An 18,750-nucleotide genomic window follows, 5' to 3' on the forward strand; every position below is an offset into this window, starting at 1 on the left:
GGTTGTCGGTGCGGCGCCCTAGACTCGTAGAGCGATGAGCAGCCTCTTTGACGACAGCTTCCTGGCGGATCTCCAGGCCCCGCGGGGCCACGGGGAAGAGCCCCCGCCGCCGCCCGAGGACGATCACGCTCCGGAGCCGATTCCGGACGATCTGTTCGGCGGGAAGTTCGACGTGCCCCCGAGCCGGGACGCCCACCGGGACGCGTACTACCGCGACGGCGCCCACCGTCCCGTCGTGGACCCGGCCGCGCTCCTGGAAGGGCTGAACGACAACCAGCGCGCCGCCGTCGTCCACTCCGGCTCCCCGCTGCTCATCGTGGCCGGCGCCGGCTCCGGCAAGACCCGCGTGCTCACGCACCGTATCGCCCACCTGCTGGCCGAGCGGGGCGTCCACCCCGGCCAGATCCTGGCGATCACCTTCACCAACAAGGCCGCCGGCGAGATGAAGGAGCGCGTCGAACAACTCGTCGGCCCGCGGGCGAACGCGATGTGGGTGATGACCTTCCACAGCGCGTGCGTGCGGATCCTGCGCCGGGAGAGCAAGAAGCTCGGCTTCACGTCCTCCTTCTCGATCTACGACGCCGCCGACTCCAAGCGTCTGATGGCCCTGGTCTGCCGCGACCTGGACCTCGACCCCAAGCGCTACCCGCCCAAGTCCTTCAGCGCGAAGATCAGCAACCTCAAGAACGAGCTGATCGACGAGGAGGACTTCGCCGCCCAGGCCACCGACGGTTTCGAGAAGACCCTCGCCCAGGCCTACGCCCTCTACCAGTCGCGGCTGCGCGAGGCCAACGCCCTCGACTTCGACGACCTGATCATGACGACGGTCAACCTGCTGCGCGCCTTCCCGGACGTCGCGGAGCACTACCGCCGCCGCTTCCGGCACGTCCTGGTCGACGAGTACCAGGACACCAACCACGCGCAGTACGCCCTGGTCCGGGAGCTCGTCGGCACCGCCGAGCACCCCGCGGACGTACCGCCCGGCCCGGACGACCTCCAGCCCGCCGAACTGTGCGTGGTCGGTGACGCCGACCAGTCGATCTACGCCTTCCGCGGCGCGACCATCCGCAACATCCTCCAGTTCGAGGAGGACTACCCGGACGCGACGACGATCCTGCTGGAGCAGAACTACCGCTCCACGCAGACGATCCTGTCCGCCGCCAACGCGGTCATCGAGCGCAACGAGTCGCGCCGCCCGAAGAACCTGTGGACCAATGCGGGCGCCGGCGCCCGCATCACCGGGTACGTCGCCGACACCGAGCACGACGAGGCGCAGTTCGTCGCCGACGAGATAGACCGCCTCACGGACGCGGGCGAGGCCAAGTCCGGCGACGTCGCCGTCTTCTACCGCACCAACGCCCAGTCCCGTGTCTTCGAAGAGGTCTTCATCCGCGTCGGCCTGCCCTACAAGGTCGTCGGCGGTGTCCGCTTCTACGAGCGCAAGGAGGTCCGGGACGTCCTGGCCTACCTGCGGGTGCTGGCCAACCCGGAGGACTCCGTCCCGCTGCGCCGCATCCTCAACGTGCCCAAGCGGGGCATCGGCGAGCGCGCCGAGGCGATGATCGACGCCCTCGCCCAACGGGAGAAGATCAGCTTCCCGCAGGCACTGCGCCGCGTCGACGAGGCGTACGGCATGGCCGCGAGGTCGACGAACGCCGTCAAGCGGTTCAACGCGCTGATGGAGGAGCTCCGCACGATCGTCGAGTCCGGCGCCGGTCCGGCCACGGTCCTGGAGGCCGTCCTGGAACGCACCGGCTACCTGGCCGAGTTGCAGTCCTCCACCGACCCCCAGGACGAGACCCGCATCGAGAACCTCCAGGAACTCGCCGCCGTCGCCCTGGAGTACGAACAGGAGCGCGGCGAGGGCGAGTCGGTCGCGCTGTCCGACTTCCTGGAGCAGGTCGCCCTGGTCGCCGACTCCGACCAGATCCCCGACGAGGAGGAGGGCGACGGCGTCATCACGCTGATGACCCTGCACACCGCCAAGGGCCTGGAGTTCCCGGTGGTCTTCCTCACCGGCATGGAGGACGGCGTCTTCCCGCACATGCGCGCCCTCGGCCAGACCAAGGAGCTGGAGGAGGAGCGGCGCCTGGCCTACGTCGGCATCACGCGCGCGCGGGAGCGGCTGTATCTGACCCGCTCGGCGATGCGCAGTGCGTGGGGACAGCCCTCGTACAACCCGCCCTCCCGCTTCCTGGAGGAGATCCCGGCGGCGCACGTGGACTGGAAGCGCACGGGTGGCTCGGCGCCCGTCTCCTCCGGTCCGGCCTCCGGTGTGGCGGCCTCACTGTCGTCGTCCCGCTCCCGCTCGTCGGCGGCCGGCGCCTCGGGCTTCGCCACGCGCCGCGCCTCGGAGAAGCCGGTGGTGTCCCTCGCCGTGGGCGACCGGGTCACGCACGACCAGTTCGGCCTCGGCACGGTGGTCGCGGTCAAGGGCACGGGTGGCAACGCCGAGGCGACCATCGACTTCGGTGACGCCAAGCCCAAGCGGCTGCTGCTGCGGTACGCGCCGGTGGAGAAGCTGTAGCGCGAGGAGCCGTACCGCTCACACAGCGGTGAGCCCCCGCCGGAAGGGCGGGGGCTCCACGGTGTTCAGGGTGCGCGGGTGCTCACGTCGGGTTCAGGCCGTGGCTGCGCAGCCACGGCAGCGGGTCTATGGGCGCCCCGCCGGCCGGCCGTACCTCGAAGTGCAGGTGCGGGCCGGTGGAGTTGCCCGAGTTCCCGGAGTACGCGATCGGCTGCCCGGCCTTGACGACGGCACCGGAGGGGACCTGGTACCGGGAGAGGTGGCAGTACCACGTCTCCGTGCCGTCCTTCGCCGTCAGGATCAGCATGTTGCCGTAGGCGCTGTTCCACTGGGTACGGACCGTGCCGTCGGTCGCGGCCATGACCGTCGTCCCGTAGGAGACGGGGAAGTCGATGCCGGTGTGCACGGACATCCAGTTCACACCCGCCTGGCCGAAGTAGGCGCTGAGCCCCCGCTGCAGGACCGGAAGGGCGAACTTGGGGCGCAGCCGCTCCTTGCGGGCCGCCTCCTCCGCCGCCTTCTTCTTCTCGGCCTCCTGCTGCGCCTTGAGGTCGATACGTTCCTGCGTACGGCTGGCGCGGTCGGCGAAGTCGTCGGCACCGGCGGACAGGCTCTGCAGCTGGGTGTCCAGCTTGTTGTTCGCGGTGGCCGGCTGCACGGGGTGCGCGTCGGACGCGGACGCCGAGGTGTCCTTGCCGTCATCGGTGAAACCGCCGACGGAGGCGGCGGCGATGCCGGCGACGCCCATCACGCAGGCCGAGGGAACCGCCACGGTCAGCAGCGCGGAACGCTTGGCCGGGCGGCGCCGGGAACGGCCCGCGCTGCGGGAGCCCGCACGGGAGACCGGGGGCGGGGTGGTCTCTTCCTGGTCCTCGAGCAGCCCGGGGACGGCGGGCAGCTCGCCGGTGGCGTCCGGCTCGGCCTCGCCGGAGCCGGTCTCGTCCTGCTGCTCGGGGCCGCCGTACTCGCCGTACTCGCCGTACCCCGCGGTCTCGCCGAACTCGTCGCCGTCCGCGGAGGGCGCGGAAGGCGAGGCGACGGTGGCCGTGGCGGTGGTGTCGCCTGCCGCGCCGTCGGTGTTCCACTGCGTGGCGTCGTACGCGCCGGAGTCGAAGATCTGGGTGCCCCAGTCCCACTGCTGGGTGTGGCCGGCCGCGGCGTCGGCCTGGCCCGTCCCGCCGAACGGGTCCGTCTGATCGGCCCCGCCCGGCTGGAGCCAGGCGCTCGCGTCCCACTGGCCACTGACGTCCACCGGCCCGGACTGCTGTGGTACGGCGGCCAGTTGCTGGTATCCGGTGGCCCAGGCCGTCGTGTCGTACGCGCCGGTGTCGTAGGCGGCGGCGTGGTGCTGGGCCGCGTACGCGTCGTAGGTCGGGGTGTGCTGGGTGTCCGTGGACCACTGGGTGGCGTCGTACGAGCCCGTCGACTGCGCGCTGTCGGCGGAGAAGTGGCCGAAGAGCGGGTCCGTCGCGAAGCTGGCCGTGGCGTGCGTGCCGGTGTGAAAACCGGTGGCGGCGTAGTCGCCGTACGTGGTGAAGTCACCGTACGCGGCTTCCTGTCCGCCGTACGGCGCGTAGGGCGCCGAGGCGTCATCGGAGGCCGGAGCCGGGGTGGTCACGTTCCCCGACGGGTGACGGTCGTTCACCAACTTCTCTTTCGCCTCGACAACAGGGGCTGCCAGAGCAGTGCGGCGACTGTACCCGGCGGTACGCGGGCGCGACAATCTTCCGCAGGTTTCCCGCACCCAGGAAACGGGCAATCACCGCGATTCACCGAAGTGCGGACACAGCTTTGGGACTGTGTTCGAGACGAGGTTCGACCCCGATGGGTCAATGTCCTGTCAGGCCACGGTGAGGCCGTCGGCGCGCGTGGTGGACGGGTCGCCCGGCCGCACAGTGTCCAGGGCCTGCCGTATCCCGCTGGCGACGGCGGGGTGCACGGGCAGGGCGAGATGGCCTATGCCGCTCACCTGGATGTTCGTGGCCTCGAGGTCCGGGTGCTCGACGCAGGCCGATTCCAGCGGGTCCATCAGGTGGTCGAGGTCGCTCCAGAAGCTGACGAAGTGCGTGCGGCAGCCGGGAGCGGGGCGGGACAGCTCCTCGATGAGCTCCGAACCGGGCCGCATCTGGCGCACGATCGGATGGGCGTTGGCCAGCGGCGCGACGCGGGTGCCGGAGTGCGGGGTGCCGAGCGTGACGAGGGTGCGCACCCGCAGGTCGCCGCCGAGCCGCTGCACGTAGTACCGGGCGATCAGGCCGCCGAGGCTGTGGCCGACGACGTCCACGCGCTCGCTGCCGGTGCGGTCGCAGATCTCCTCTATGTGCCGGCCCAGCAGTTCCGCGGCGGTGCGGATGTCACAGGTCAGCGGCGAGTAGTTGAGGGACTCCACCCGATGCCGGCCGTGCTGGGCGAGGTTGCGGCGCAGCAGGACGAACACCGAGCGGTTGTCGATGAACCCGTGCAGCAGCACCACCGGGGGCTTGGCCCCGGTCGGCAGCTGCGCGGTGCCGTCGGTCGCGGGCGCCGGGTGGGCCTGGGCCCGGCGCTCCTGGATGATCCCGGAGGGGTAGAGCAGGAGGTGCCCCGCGAGGATCGCGAGCTCCAGGGCGGTCGCCTTCAGAAGGGCCAGCGACAGTCCCGCGATCTTGACTGGGAGGAGGCGCTGCGCGAACGGAAGGATCGGGTCTGCGACGCTGGTGACCTTCATGGCCGACCTCCTGTCGGCACGCGGGAGGACGGCTGTGTCCCCCAGGTGCCCTCGTGGGCAGTCGCGGCGAAGGCGCGGGACGGGGCATGAGCGGGGTACGCGGGGCGGATCGCGCGACGCGCGGCGTGCCAGACGCCGATGAGGTGACGGGGCTCCCTGCCGGTGTGGCGACGAGGGCCCCCGTTGTCGTGCCGTACCCGTCCGGTGTGTCCTTCGTGCCCGAGACGACCTCGTTGCGGCTCCCGTGGCGCTTGTTCCCACAGCCTCACTCGTGCCCGGAGCCTGGGGAAGTGTCCCACCGTGTGATTTCCCCCTCGGTCCGCACCGTGAAACTGCCGGTTGCGGGATGCTGGCGATAACGTTCGTTCACTTCCCCGGACGATGTGGTGCCGGGCGTCCGTCCCGCAGGGCACGGATGGAATCGCTTCATGGAGGCAGTGATGGGTGTGGCAGCCGGTCCGATCCGCGTGGTGGTGGCCAAGCCGGGGCTCGACGGCCACGATCGGGGTGCGAAGGTGATCGCGCGGGCGCTGCGCGACGCCGGCATGGAGGTCATCTACACGGGGCTGCACCAGACCCCGGAGCAGATCGTCGACACCGCCATCCAGGAGGACGCCGACGCGATCGGGCTCTCCATCCTCTCCGGCGCGCACAACACGCTGTTCGCCGCCGTGATCGACCTGCTCAGGGAGCGTGACGCCGAGGACATCGTGGTCTTCGGCGGCGGCATCATCCCCGAGGCGGACATTCCGCCGCTGAAGGAGAAGGGCGTCGCGGAGATCTTCACCCCGGGCGCGACCACGCAGTCCATCGTGGACTGGGTCCGGGCGAACGTCCGCCAGCCGGCGGAGGCCTAGTGTCGCAGCAGGCACCAGGAGCTCCGGCGGCCGGCCAGGGGCCTGCGCCGGTCGGCGCGCGCCGGGGGGTACCGGCCCGGCCGGCGTGCGGGTAGGAGGCCGCTCGGGCCCGCCGAGGGTCTGGCCGCACAGCCCCCCGGGGCCGTCATCCGGACGCGGGGTGTAGTTCAGCCGGCCCGGCCGGCGAGTTCCTCGGCCATGGCGTGGCGCAACCGCAAGGTCGTCACCAGCCGCTGGAACGCCTCCGCCCAGTACCCCCCGGCCCCGGGCGACGCGTTCTCCGCCTCGTCCGGCACCGCCAGAAGTCCGTCGAGCCGGTTCGCCTCCGCGGGGTCCAGACACCGCTCGGCCAGTCCCATCACTCCACTGAAACTCCATGGGTAGCTCCCTGCGTCCCGCGCGATGTTGAGCGCGTCGACCACCGCCCGTCCGAGCGGCGAGGCCCACGGCACCGCACACACCCCGAGCAGCTGAAACGCCTCGGACAGCCCGTGCGCCGCGATGAACCCGGCGACCCAGTCGGCCCGCTCGGCGGCGCCCAGCGTGCCGAGCAGTCGGGCGCGCTCGGCCAGGGACACCGCGCCCGGCCCGCCGGCCCCGGGTGCCGCGGGCGCCCCCAGCAGTGCCCGCGCCCACTGTGCGTCCCGCTGCCGCACCGCCGCCCGGCACCAGGCCGCGTGCAGCTCGCCCTGCCAGTCGTCCGCCACCGGCAGCGCCACGATCTCCTGCGGCGTCCGCCCGCCCAGCCGCGCGGACCACGCGCCGAGCGGGGCCGCCTCCAGCAACTGCCCCAGCCACCACGACCGCTCTCCCCTCCCCGCCGGAGCCTTGGGTACGACACCGTCGCACTCCATGCTCGCGTCGCACTCGTGGGGGGCCTCGACGACGATCGTCGGCGTGCCGCGCGTGTGGTCGACGGCCACACAGGCCGAGGCCCGGTCCGCCATCCGCGCGGCGAGCGCCGAACCGGGCAGCGCGGAGAGCAGCTCCGCGGACATGGCCCGTACGTTGCGGCTGCGGTCGGCGAGCGCCTGCTCGAGGAACGGCTCGTCGTCCGGGCCCAGCCCGGTGCGCAGCGAGTCGAGGAACATCAGTCGGTCCTCGGCCCGCTCAGCGGCCCAGGTGGCGGCGAGCAGCTCCCGCCCGGCCGCGGGCCGGCGTTCCCGCAGCGCGGCCAGCAGGGCGACCCGCTCGGCGAACAGGCCCTCCTCCCACAGTCGCCGGATCCGCTCCGCGTCCTCGGGGCCGGGCAGCGCCGAGCGGCCCCCCGGGGCCGCCCGCAGGGCGAACCGCCACTCCGGGTTGAGCCGGGCCAGCCACAGCGCGCGGGGGCCCGCGAAGGCCAGCGCGGCCGGGCGCAGGTCCGTACGGCCCCGGGCCGCGTCCAGCAGCGCCGGCAAGGTCTCCGGGGGTGCCGCGTAGCCGTGCGCGTCCGCCGCCGCGAGCCACTGCGGCAGCAGCTCCATCAGGTCGGGTGCCGTGCCTCTGCGGCCGCCGCCCGCCGGGCCGGGCCGGTCGGCCAGCAGCACCGAGAGCCTGCGGGCCGCCGCCTCGGGCAGCGCCGGGCGCGGATCGGGGGCCGCCGGCTGCGGGCGCTCGGCCGCCCGCCCGGGACGCAGCCCCGCCCGTCGGCGCACGGTCTGCACGGCCGCCGTGTCCAGCAGCGCCACCGGAGCCTCTCGGCCGGGCGTGCCGCCCGGGGGCGTACGGCGGTCCGTGCCGAGCAGGGCGGCGGTGACCGACTCCTCCCAGGCGCCCGCGGCGGGCGCCTCCACCGGGGCGGAGGTCCTGATCATGAGCTTCCTTTCCGTTGCCGGTGCCGGAGGGTCACCCGGTCCGGGTTTCCCCTGGTGCGGAAGAAATTCGTGAATCGGATGAGAAAGGGCGGGCGGATGGGTGAATTGCGGTGGTGGTCGGTGTGCGCCTTTCGGGTGAGGTTTCCCGCTGTGCCGAGGACGCCCCGCCCCGCGCGGTGACGTCACTCCAACGCCGGACAGGAAAAGCCGGTAACAGGACCCGATGTCACGGACGGTGGGCGGCCGGTCAGCAGAGTGCGACCGCCGGTCCCCCGGTTCGCGGCCACGCCGTCAGGGGGGTGAACCCGCGGTGTCCGCACTCGCCGAAAACCGTGACGGGCGCCCCGCCCGACAGCGCGACCAGCCGCCACAGACCCGGCCGGCCGAGGGCCACCGGAGTCAGCGGCAGCGCGGTGTCGGAACCGGCGTCGGCCAGCTGCCAGGAGTCGCCGTCCGGCACGGGTATCACCTCCTCCAGCGTCACCGGCACCGACTCCAGCCACGGGTCGTCCCGCAGCGCCTCGCCGTAGCGCGCGGCCGCCTGCGCCGTCGTCACACCGGGCGGGCGTATCCGTGTGGGCTCCGGCGCGGCGAACCGCTCGCCCAGGGCCGCGCGCAGCTGCCCGGCGCCCGGATGCGCGGCCACCTCCGCGTCCACGGCCAGCCCCACCGGCAGCGCCAGCTCCGGCGCGCGCCCTGCGGCGCCGTACGACAGCAGCAGGACCGTACGGCCGGAGCCGGCGCCGTGCAGCCAGATCCTGCGCGTGGTGAGCTTCGCGTCCGCGGTGTCGTACTGGGCCAGGACCAGCCAGCGGTCCCGCGCCGGGGGGCCGTCCGCGGAGCCGGGCAGGCCGACGCGGGAGCGGACGGTCGCCGCCAGCGACTCGGGCAGCCGCTCGCGGCGCAGCCAGCCCTGGTCCAGAAGGTGCAGCAGCGCGCACTCCTCCAGCAGCCGCACCGGCCAGCCCGGCCCGGACGACGCGATCGCCCCCAGTTCCCGCACCCGGGCCGCCAGGCCGGGGGCCTGCGCGTCGACCATGCGGGCCGCCGTCTCCTCCCACAGCCCGTACCCCGCCTGCTCGGCCGCGGCCAGACCGCCGCGCAGCAGGTCCGCCAGACGCTGCTCCAGCTCCGTCGCACCCGCCGTGATCCGCTCGGCCCGGCGCTCCGCCCGGCGCCGCGCCGCCTCCGGATCAGCGGTGCCCGAGCCGGAACCGGACGCCCCGGCCCCCCGCTGCTCCGCGGTCCTCCGTCTTCTGCCCGCCGTCCACTGCTCCGCCCACTCCGGCACGTTCCCCGGCGGCACCGCATCCTCCCCGGCCGCCCACAGCAACAGCAGCCCGAGCGCGTGCTTGCACGGGAACTTGCGGCTCGGACAACTGCACTTGTACGCCGGCCCCGCCGCGTCCGCGATGTCGACGACCGTCTGATACGGCCTGCTGCCACTGCCCTTGCACAGCCCCCACACCGTCCCCTCGTCCGAACTCCCCGCCTCCGACCACGGCCCGGCGACGCCGAGTTTGCTTCCCGCTTTGCGTGACGCGTCGTCAGGCGCCAGTGCCAGCACCTGGTCCGCGCCCCAGCGCACCCCCTGCTGAGTCATGCCATCGACGGTAGATCCCCCCACTGACAATCGGCCCGGCGAGGGCGTTTGCGCAGGTCGGAACGGATTGTCAGTGGCGTGGTGCACGGTTGGTGGCAGATCCGAACCGGCCGAGCTGGAGGGGGCCTCAGCCATGTCTGTGTCCGTGGAACCGACGTCCGTCGCACCGAGCCGGAACCACTCCGCGCCCGCGAACGCGGGCGGTGCGGAGGGTGCCGGAGCGCTGCGGCCGCACGCCGAGGACGCCTTCGCCGCCGAACTGGCCGCGCTGGCCGCGCAGGACGACCGCCCGCGCCCGGCCCGCTGGAGGCTGTCGCCGTGGGCGGTGGCGACCTACCTGCTCGGCGGCACCCTGCCGGACGGCACGGTGATCACACCGAAGTACGTCGGCCCGCGCCGCATCGTCGAGGTCGCCGTCACCACCCTCGCCACCGATCGCGCGCTGCTCCTGCTCGGCGTGCCGGGCACGGCCAAGACCTGGGTGTCCGAGCATCTGGCCGCCGCGGTCAGCGGCGACTCGACCCTGCTGGTGCAGGGCACGGCGGGCACACCGGAGGAGGCGATCCGCTACGGGTGGAACTACGCGCAGCTGCTGGCGCACGGCCCGAGCCGCGACGCCCTCGTGCCGAGCCCGGTCATGCGGGCCATGGCGCAGGGCATGACCGCCCGGGTCGAGGAGCTGACCCGGATCCCGGCCGACGTGCAGGACACGCTGATCACGATCCTCTCGGAGAAGACCCTGCCGATACCGGAGCTGGGCCAGGAGGTGCAGGCGGTCCGCGGTTTCAATCTGATCGCCACGGCCAACGACCGCGACCGCGGCGTCAACGACCTGTCCAGCGCCCTGCGCCGGCGGTTCAACACGGTGGTGCTGCCGCTGCCGGAGACCCCGGAGGCCGAGGTCGACATCGTCTCCCGCCGCGTCGACCAGATCGGCCGCTCCCTGGACCTGCCGGCCGTGCCGGACGGCATCGACGAGATCCGCCGCGTGGTGACCGTCTTCCGCGAGCTGCGCGACGGCGTCACCACCGACGGCCGTACGAAGCTGAAGTCGCCCAGCGGCACGCTGTCGACGGCCGAGGCGATCTCGGTGGTCACCGGCGGCCTGGCGCTGGCGGCGCACTTCGGCGACGGCGTGCTGCGCGCGGGTGACGTGGCCGCCGGCATCCTCGGCGCCGTCGTCCGTGACCCGGCGGCCGACCGCGTGATCTGGCAGGAGTACCTGGAGACGGTGGTCCGTGAGCGCGACGGCTGGAAGGACTTCTACCGGGCCTGCCGGGAGGTGAGCGCGTGAGCGGCAAGAGCACGAGCGTGAGTCCGGGCGGGGCGGGGCGGCTGACGGACGGCGCCGCGCGGGGCCGCTCCGACGACGAGCCCAGCTGGACGGGCGGGCGAGGCGGACGGCGCGGGCCGTACGGAAGGAGCCGGATGGGGCGAACGGCACATGCGAGGGGGACGGCACGAACGAGGGGGACGGTGTGACAGGGGGTGACGGGGCGCTGGGCCGCCGGGCCGGCGCGCAGCCGTTGCTGCTCGGTGTGCGGCACCACGGGCCGGGATCCGCGCGGGCGGTGCGGGCCGCGCTGGAGGCCGCGCGGCCGAAGGTGGTGCTGATCGAGGGCCCGCCGGAGGCGGACGCGCTGATCCCGCTCGCCGCCGAGGAGGGCATGCGGCCCCCGGTCGCCCTTCTCGCCCATGCCGTGGACGAGCCGGGCCGTTCCGCGTTCTGGCCGCTGGCCGAGTTCTCCCCGGAGTGGGTCGCCCTCCGCTGGGCGCTGCAACGCGGCGTCCCGGCCCGCTTCATCGACCTTCCGGCCACGCACACGCTGGCGTGGGGGAGGCACGACGCAGGCGCGGGCCCCGACGCCGAGAAGGCCGAGACCTCCGGGGACGGCCGGGGCTCCGCGGGGGAGGGGACCGCGGAGCGCCCGGCGGGAGCCGGGTCGGACGGGGCCGGGTCGGACGGGGCCGGACCGCCGGAGGCCGACGTGCGCGTCGACCCGCTCGCCGTGCTCGCCGAGGCCGCCGGCTACGACGATCCCGAGCGCTGGTGGGAGGACGTCGTCGAGCACCGGGGCCCGGGGCAGGGCGACGCGTTCGCCCCGTTCGCGGCGCTGGAGGAGGCCATGGGGGCGCTCCGGGAGACGTACGGAAGCGGGGGTGGCGGCGACCGGGACCTCGTGCGGGAAGCCCACATGCGGCTCCGGGTGCGGGCAGCGCAGCGGGAGTTCGGGGACGGCGTGGCCGTGGTGTGCGGGGCGTGGCACGTGCCCGCGCTGCGGCGCAAGGCCGCCGTCGCCGCCGACCGGACGCTGCTGAAGGGACTGCCCAAGGTCAAGGCGGACATGACATGGGTGCCGTGGACGCACCGCCGGCTGTCCCGGTTCAGCGGCTACGGCGCGGGCATCGACGCGCCGGGGTGGTACGCCCACCTGTTCGGCGTGCCGGACCGGCCCGTCGAGCGGTGGCTGACCAAGGTGGCCGGACTGCTCCGCGAGGAGGACCGGATCGTGTCCTCCGCGCACGTCATCGAGGCGGTGCGGCTGGCGGAGACCCTCGCCGCGATGCGGGGCCGTCCGCTGCCCGGACTGAGCGAGACGACCGACGCCGTACGGGCGGTCATGTGCGACGGCTCGGACGTGCCGCTGGCACTGGTGCACGACCGGCTCGTGGTCGGGGACGTGCTGGGCGAGGTGCCCGAGTCGGCGCCGGCGGTCCCGTTGCAGCGCGACCTCGCCCGCCTCCAGCGGCGCCTGCGGCTCAAGCCCGAGGCCCTGGAGCGGGAGCTGGAGCTCGACCTGCGCAAGGAGACCGACGCCGGGCGGAGCAGGCTGCTGCACCGGCTGGGGCTGCTGGGCGTCGGCTGGGGCGAGCCGACGGCCTCGCGGGGCAGCACGGGCACGTTCCGGGAGACCTGGCGGCTGCGCTGGGAGCCGGAGCTGTCGGTGCGGGTCGCCGAGGCCGGGGTGTGGGGGACCACCGTGCTCTCCGCGGCGACCGCCAAGACCGAGGCGGACGCCGTCGGCGCGCAGGCCCTCGCGGAGGTGACCGCTCTCGCCGAGCACTGCCTGCTCGCCGAACTCGCCGACGCGCTGCCCGTGGTGATGCGGGTGCTCGCCGAGCGTGCGGCGCTGGACGCGGACGTCGGCCACCTCGCCCAGGCGCTTCCGGCCCTGGTCCGCTCCCTGCGCTACGGCGACGTGCGCGGCACGGACACCGGGGCGCTGGCCGAGGTCGCCGCGGGCCTGGCCGAACGCGTCTTCGTCGGCCTTCCCCCGGCCTGCTCGGCCCTGGACGCGGACGGGGCCGAGGAGATGCGGCGCCATGTGGACGCGGTGCACACGGCCGTGGGCCTGCTGGGCGACACCCTCACGGCCGGCCACGAGGACCTGCGCGTCCGCTGGCACGGCGTGCTCCGGGGGCTTTCGGGGCGCGACACCGTGCCCGGCGTCATCCGGGGACGTGCGGCGCGGCTCCTGCTCGACGACGGGGAGGTCGAGCAGGAGCAGGCGGCACGGCTCATGGGGCTCGCGCTGTCACCGGGCACCCCACCGCCGGACGCGGCCGCCTGGATCGAGGGCTTCGTCGGCGGCGGAGGCGGAATGCTCCTCGTGCACGACGAGCGGCTGCTCGCACTGGTCGACGCCTGGCTGACCGGGGTGCCGGCGGCGGCGTTCACCGATGTGCTGCCGCTGCTGCGGCGCACCTTCTCCGCGTACGAGCCGGGAGTGCGCAGAACACTCGGCGAGCTGGTCCGGCGCGGCCCGGGACGGGGCGGCGGCATCGCCGGGGCCACGGCGGCCGGTGTGCCCGGCTTCGCCGCGGACCTCGACCAGGAGCGGGCAGACGCCGTACTCCCGGTGCTCCGCCTGCTGCTGGGCCCGGACGGCGTACAGGACGCACAGGACGTACAGGCAGTGGACACGGCGGCGCGCGGGGCCGTCGGCGAGGAGCTCACGGGGGTGGCGCGATGACGACGGCGGAGGGCTACGACACCGGCATGGCGGACCCGGCTCAGGAGCGGCTGCGGCGCTGGCGGCTCGTGCTCGGCGGCGACGCGGCCGACGGCACCGGATGCGCGCTGTCCGGCAGGGACGCGGCGATGGACGGCGCGCTCGCCGCGCTCTACGGCAAGGGCGACAAGCCGCAGTCGGGCCGGACGGCACGGGACCGTTCGGCGGGACTGGGTGCCTCGGCGCCCTCGGTGGCGCGCTGGCTGGGGGACATACGGACCTACTTCCCGTCCTCCGTCGTGCAGGTCATGCAGCGGGACGCCATCGACCGGCTCGGCCTGGCCACGCTGCTGCTGGAGCCGGAGATGCTGGAGGCGGTGGAGGCGGACGTGCACCTCGTCGGCACCCTCCTCTCGCTCAACAAGGCGATGCCGGAGACCACGAAGGAGACGGCGCGCGCGGTGGTGCGCAAGGTCGTCGAGGACCTCGAGAAGCGGCTCGCCACCCGCACCCGGGCCACCCTCACCGGCGCCCTCGACCGCAGCGCGCGCGTCAACCGGCCCCGCCACCACGACATCGACTGGCACCGCACGATCGCGGTCAACCTCAAGCACTACCTGCCCGAGTACCGGACGGTCGTGCCCGAACGGCTCATCGGCTACGGGCGGGCGTCGCAGTCCGTGAAGAAGGAGGTGATCCTCTGCATCGACCAGTCCGGGTCCATGGCCGCGTCCGTCGTGTACGCGTCCGTGTTCGGGGCGGTGCTGGCGTCCATGCGGTCGATCAGCACGCGACTGGTCGTGTTCGACACCGCGGTCGTCGACCTCACCGACCAGCTCGACGATCCGGTCGACGTGCTCTTCGGCACCCAGCTCGGCGGCGGCACGGACATCAACCGGGCGCTGGCGTACTGCCAGTCGCAGATCACCCGGCCGGCGGAGACGGTGGTCGTGCTGATCAGTGACCTGTACGAGGGAGGCATACGCAACGAGATGCTGAAACGGGTCGCGGCGATGAAGGCGTCGGGAGTGCAGTTCGTGACACTGCTCGCGCTCTCCGACGAGGGGGCGCCCGCCTACGACCGGGAGCACGCGGCAGCGCTCGCGGCGCTCGGCGCACCGGCGTTCGCCTGCACGCCCGACCTGTTCCCGGAGGTGATGGCGGCGGCGATCGAGAAGCGTCCGCTGCCGATACCCGACACCGCATGAGGAACGGGGCCCAACGCAGGACCGCCCACGCAGGACCGCCCAACGGAGAACCGCCCAACGGAGAACCGCCCAACGGAGCGAAGCTGACGGTGCGCTGACGACTTGTCGACCACGCCCGGCCAGCAAAACGGACATGCCTACCCATCGGTAACAGCGGGCTTGCGCGACCGCTGGAGTCCCGTGCGAGGATCGATGCCTCGTTCGGCGGTGTGTCGCCCGCTTGGGAAGGAACCGTCCCCTCTTGACCGTGCCAGCAGCCCTGCCCGCTGCCGTCCTGCGCGCGATGCGCACGGCGGCCGGGCGGCGTGCGCTGCAACTGGTCCTGCTGGTGGGGGCCTTGTTCGTCCTGGGATTCCTCTGCGGGGAGCGGGCGCAGGCCGCGGAGGGCGGGCCGAGAGTGCCCTCGCCCGTCGCGGTCCGGAACGCGGCCACCTGGCGCGACGCGGCCACAGACCGCCCGGACCACGGCCGGGAGAACCTGCCGGCTCTCCCGGTGCAGGCCCGCGCCGTCCGTCCGGCGACCGAGCCGGCGGTGGCGACGACGAAGGCTCCTGCGGCGGTGTCCCTACCGAACCTCCCGGATCTACCGAACCTCCCGGACCTGCCCGACGTACCGGTACCAGACCTGGCCGGTTCGTCCGACGTGCCGGGGTCACCGGACCTGCCCGGCCTGCCGGCTCTCCCAGACCTGCCCGGCCTGCCCGAAACGCCCGTGACCGCCCCGTCCGGGCTCGGGGACGCGGGAAGCGTGCTGCCGCACCCCGCACTGCCCGCGCCCATCGCACTGCCCGCGCCCATCACGCTGCCCCAGTCGGTCACGCTGCCCGCGTCCATCGCACTGCCTGCGCCCATCACGCTGCCCGCACTTGTCACGCTGCCCGCGCCCGTTGCCCCCACGGCCTCCGAGCCCCGGCTCCAGACTCTTCCGCAGCAGCCGCCCGGTGCGACGGTCGCGGCGCCCGCCGGGCACCGTGCCGACGGACATCGCACCCACGGACACCCCCGTACGGCCGAGCGCGCCGCCGGGCCGGCCACGGTGATCGCCTTCGGACCGCGGTCGGCGCACCCGCTGCCCCCGCTCTCCGGGCAGGCCGCGACGCACGGCACCTCGCGCGCCGTGCACCACCCCTCCGCGGCCCCGTACGCCCCCGCCCGGCAGGTGCCCGGCGGCGACCCGGACGGGGTCGTGGGCACCCGGTCGACGGCCGACTCCGGTGAGCCGATCCACGGTGACCCGCACGCCATCACCTCCGGCGGCCGGGCCCCGCTGCCCCAGGCGCGGAGCACCGTCACCTCCCGCACGGATGCCGGAACCCGGGACGTGCGTGATGACGTCCCCGTATACCCCGGCTAGGCGAATCCGGGCATCCGGGCCCCGTCCCTTCCGCCGGCCTTCCCGGCAGTCCTTCCGGGCAGCCCTGCTTGGCAGCCGTTCTTGGCAGCCGTGCTCGGCAGTCCTGCCCGGAGGACTCCCCTGGCAGGCGCGGGACGGGACCCGGCCCCTCCCGCCCCCCTGTCTCCGCGGACCCGGTGGACCCGGATGGCCGAAAACCGTCGGTTCGTCCGGCAGTCCCTTGGAACTCCGCGGAAGGGCCGCTGGTCCCCATTGGGGTGGGGATCATCCGCCCTGGGCCCTTCGGGGCTGTTCAAGGGACCTCACCGGGTCAACCCCAGCCCGGTGAGGTCCCGCACACCCGGCACGCGGTGCCAGAGAGCGCGGCATCATGTGACAGGTATCACCGCTCACGTGTGACCCCTGATTTAGGGCGGGTCCGGGAGCGGAGATAACCTGCGAGATGGACATGCCGCGCGCTCGGACACCGTGTGCGCCTCCCTTGTGACACAGAGCGGACGTCACGTTGCCCTTCGCGGCACGCCCACGCATCCAACGAACCGCGAGATCACTGATAGGGACGGAAGCGCGTGGACCTGTTCGAGTACCAGGCGAGGGACCTCTTCGCCAAGCACGGTGTACCGGTGCTGGCCGGTGAAGTCATCGACACGCCTGAGGCGGCGCGCGAGATCACCGAGCGGCTGGGCGGCAAGTCGGTCGTCAAGGCCCAGGTGAAGGTCGGTGGTCGAGGCAAGGCCGGTGGCGTGAAGCTCGCCGCCACCCCGGACGAGGCCGTCGCCCGCGCGACGGACATCCTCGGCATGGACATCAAGGGCCACACGGTCCACAAGGTCATGATCGCCGAGACGGCTCCGGAGATCGTCGAGGAGTACTACGTCTCCTTCCTCCTCGACCGCGCCAACCGGACCTTCCTCTCCATCGCCTCCGTCGAGGGCGGCGTGGAGATCGAGGAGGTGGCCGCCACCCGTCCCGAGGCCGTCGCCAAGATCGCGATCGACGCCATCGACGGTGTGGACGAGGCCAAGGCCCGCGAGATCGTCGAGGCCGCCAAGTTCCCGGCCGAGGTCGCCGACAAGGTCGTGAACGTCCTGATCACGCTGTGGGACACCTTCATCAAGGAGGACGCCCTCCTGGTCGAGGTGAACCCGCTCGCCAAGGTCGCCTCCGGTGAGGTCATCGCGCTCGACGGCAAGGTGTCCCTCGACGACAACGCCGAGTTCCGTCACCCCGACTTCGAGGAGCTCCACGACAAGGCCGCCGCCAACCCGCTCGAGGCGGCCGCCAAGGAGAAGGGCCTCAACTACGTCAAGCTCGACGGCGAGGTCGGCATCATCGGCAACGGCGCGGGTCTGGTCATGTCGACCCTGGACGTCGTCGCGTACGCCGGTGAGCAGCACGGCGGCGTCAAGCCCGCCAACTTCCTGGACATCGGCGGTGGCGCCTCCGCCCAGGTCATGGCGAACGGCCTCGAGATCATCCTGGGCGACCCGGACGTCAAGTCCGTCTTCGTCAACGTCTTCGGCGGCATCACCGCCTGCGACGAGGTCGCCAACGGCATCGTCCAGGCCCTGAAGCTCCTGGAGGGTCGCGGCGAACAGGTCACCAAGCCGCTCGTCGTCCGCCTCGACGGCAACAACGCCGAGCTGGGCCGGAAGATCCTCACCGACGCCAACCACCCGCTGGTCCAGCGCGTCGACACCATGGACGGCGCGGCCGACAAGGCCGCCGAGCTGGCCGCCGCCAAGTAAGCACCGAGGACGAGGACATCAAGACACCATGGCTATCTGGCTCAACAAGGACAGCAAGGTCATCGTCCAGGGCATGACCGGCGCCACCGGCATGAAGCACACCAAGCTCATGCTCGGCGACGGCACCAACGTCGTGGGCGGCGTGAACCCGCGCAAGGCGGGTCAGACCGTGGACTTCGACGGCACCGAGGTACCCGTCTTCGGCACCGTCAAGGAGGCCATCGAGAAGACCGGCGCCAACGTCTCCGTCATCTTCGTGCCGGAGAAGTTCACCAAGGACGCGGTCGTCGAGGCCATCGACGCCGAGATCCCGCTGGCCGTCGTGATCACCGAGGGCATCGCCGTGCACGACACGGCCGCCTTCTGGGCGTACGCCGGCAAGAAGGGCAACAAGACCCGCATCATCGGCCCGAACTGCCCCGGCATCATCACCCCGGGCCAGTCCAACGTCGGCATCATCCCGGGCGACATCACCAAGCCGGGCCGCATCGGCCTGGTGTCGAAGTCCGGCACGCTGACGTACCAGATGATGTACGAGCTGCGTGACATCGGCTTCTCCACGGCCGTCGGCATCGGCGGTGACCCGATCATCGGCACCACCCACATCGACGCGCTCGCCGCCTTCCAGGCCGACCCCGACACCGACCTGATCGTCATGATCGGCGAGATCGGCGGCGACGCCGAGGAGCGGGCCGCGGCCTTCATCAAGGAGAACGTGACCAAGCCGGTCGTCGGCTACGTCGCGGGCTTCACGGCGCCCGAGGGCAAGACCATGGGCCACGCCGGCGCCATCGTCTCCGGCTCCTCCGGCACCGCCCAGGCGAAGAAGGAGGCCCTGGAGGCCGCCGGCGTCAAGGTCGGCAAGACCCCGACCGAGACGGCCAAGCTCGCCCGCGAGATCCTCGCCGGCTGAGCAGGCTTCGGTCTCCTGACGGAACATCGGTGGGCCCGTCCCCTGCGAAGGGGGCGGGCCCACCGCCATGTCCGGCCGGAGCCC

General features: G+C 73.1%; 12 protein-coding genes. 8 read left to right on the top strand and 4 right to left on the bottom strand.

Going from position 1 to position 18,750, the window contains the following annotated elements; translation table 11 throughout:
- Positions 1–34: 34 nt before the first annotated feature.
- On the top strand, positions 35–2,527 hold the full coding sequence (pcrA, locus tag R2S09_RS07115; protein WP_316740174.1) for a DNA helicase PcrA: 2,493 nt from the start codon (positions 35–37) through the stop codon (positions 2,525–2,527).
- A gap of 82 nt (positions 2,528–2,609) precedes the next feature.
- Here the strand turns inward: pcrA and R2S09_RS07120 are convergent, their stop codons facing one another.
- Positions 2,610–4,172, bottom strand: a complete 1,563-nt coding sequence (locus R2S09_RS07120; protein WP_316740175.1) for a M23 family metallopeptidase — start codon at positions 4,170–4,172, stop codon at positions 2,610–2,612.
- Between the two features lie 195 nt (positions 4,173–4,367).
- Positions 4,368–5,234, bottom strand: a complete 867-nt coding sequence (locus tag R2S09_RS07125; protein WP_316740176.1) for an alpha/beta fold hydrolase — start codon at positions 5,232–5,234, stop codon at positions 4,368–4,370.
- A gap of 440 nt (positions 5,235–5,674) precedes the next feature.
- On the opposite strand from R2S09_RS07125, the gene R2S09_RS07130 reads away from it, so the two are divergent.
- A complete protein-coding gene (locus R2S09_RS07130) occupies positions 5,675–6,091 on the top strand; it encodes a cobalamin B12-binding domain-containing protein (RefSeq protein WP_030165367.1) in 417 nt (138 codons plus the stop codon).
- A gap of 167 nt (positions 6,092–6,258) precedes the next feature.
- Here R2S09_RS07130 and R2S09_RS07135 read toward each other — a convergent pair whose 3' ends face one another.
- Both R2S09_RS07135 and R2S09_RS07140 read right to left on the bottom strand, forming a co-directional pair.
- The gene (locus R2S09_RS07135; RefSeq protein WP_316740177.1) at positions 6,259–7,887 is read right to left on the bottom strand and encodes a DUF5691 domain-containing protein; all 1,629 of its coding nucleotides are present in this window, start codon (positions 7,885–7,887) and stop codon (positions 6,259–6,261) included.
- A 247-nt stretch (positions 7,888–8,134) separates the two neighbouring features.
- On the bottom strand, positions 8,135–9,490 hold the full coding sequence (locus R2S09_RS07140) for an SWIM zinc finger family protein (protein WP_316740178.1): 1,356 nt from the start codon (positions 9,488–9,490) through the stop codon (positions 8,135–8,137).
- Positions 9,491–9,623: 133 nt separating this feature from the next.
- Here R2S09_RS07140 and R2S09_RS07145 point away from each other — a divergent pair, with 133 nt between their 5' ends.
- From R2S09_RS07145 to sucD, 6 genes are all read left to right on the top strand, one after another.
- A complete protein-coding gene (locus R2S09_RS07145; RefSeq protein ID WP_316740179.1) occupies positions 9,624–10,784 on the top strand; it encodes an AAA family ATPase in 1,161 nt (386 codons plus the stop codon).
- Between the two features lie 184 nt (positions 10,785–10,968).
- Positions 10,969–13,464 carry a DUF5682 family protein gene (locus tag R2S09_RS07150; protein ID WP_316740180.1) on the top strand — a complete coding sequence of 832 codons (2,496 nt, stop codon included), beginning with the start codon at positions 10,969–10,971 and terminating at the stop codon, positions 13,462–13,464.
- Positions 13,461–14,651: a VWA domain-containing protein gene (locus R2S09_RS07155; RefSeq protein ID WP_306186416.1), complete on the top strand. Its 1,191-nt coding sequence runs from the start codon at positions 13,461–13,463 to the stop codon at positions 14,649–14,651. The genes R2S09_RS07150 and R2S09_RS07155 overlap by 4 nt, the downstream gene beginning before the upstream one ends.
- Before the next feature lie 241 nt (positions 14,652–14,892).
- Complete coding sequence (locus R2S09_RS07160; RefSeq protein WP_316740181.1) at positions 14,893–16,005, top strand: hypothetical protein; 1,113 nt, start codon at positions 14,893–14,895, stop codon at positions 16,003–16,005.
- A 569-nt stretch (positions 16,006–16,574) separates the two neighbouring features.
- The gene (sucC, locus tag R2S09_RS07165) at positions 16,575–17,753 is read left to right on the top strand and encodes an ADP-forming succinate--CoA ligase subunit beta (protein ID WP_306186413.1); all 1,179 of its coding nucleotides are present in this window, start codon (positions 16,575–16,577) and stop codon (positions 17,751–17,753) included.
- Positions 17,754–17,781: 28 nt separating this feature from the next.
- Complete coding sequence (gene sucD / locus R2S09_RS07170; RefSeq protein WP_306186411.1) at positions 17,782–18,666, top strand: succinate--CoA ligase subunit alpha; 885 nt, start codon at positions 17,782–17,784, stop codon at positions 18,664–18,666.
- Positions 18,667–18,750 lie beyond the last annotated feature (84 nt).

This window comes from Streptomyces sp. MK7, assembly GCF_032658145.1.
Classification (GTDB): Bacteria; Actinomycetota; Actinomycetes; order Streptomycetales; family Streptomycetaceae; genus Streptomyces; species Streptomyces spiralis.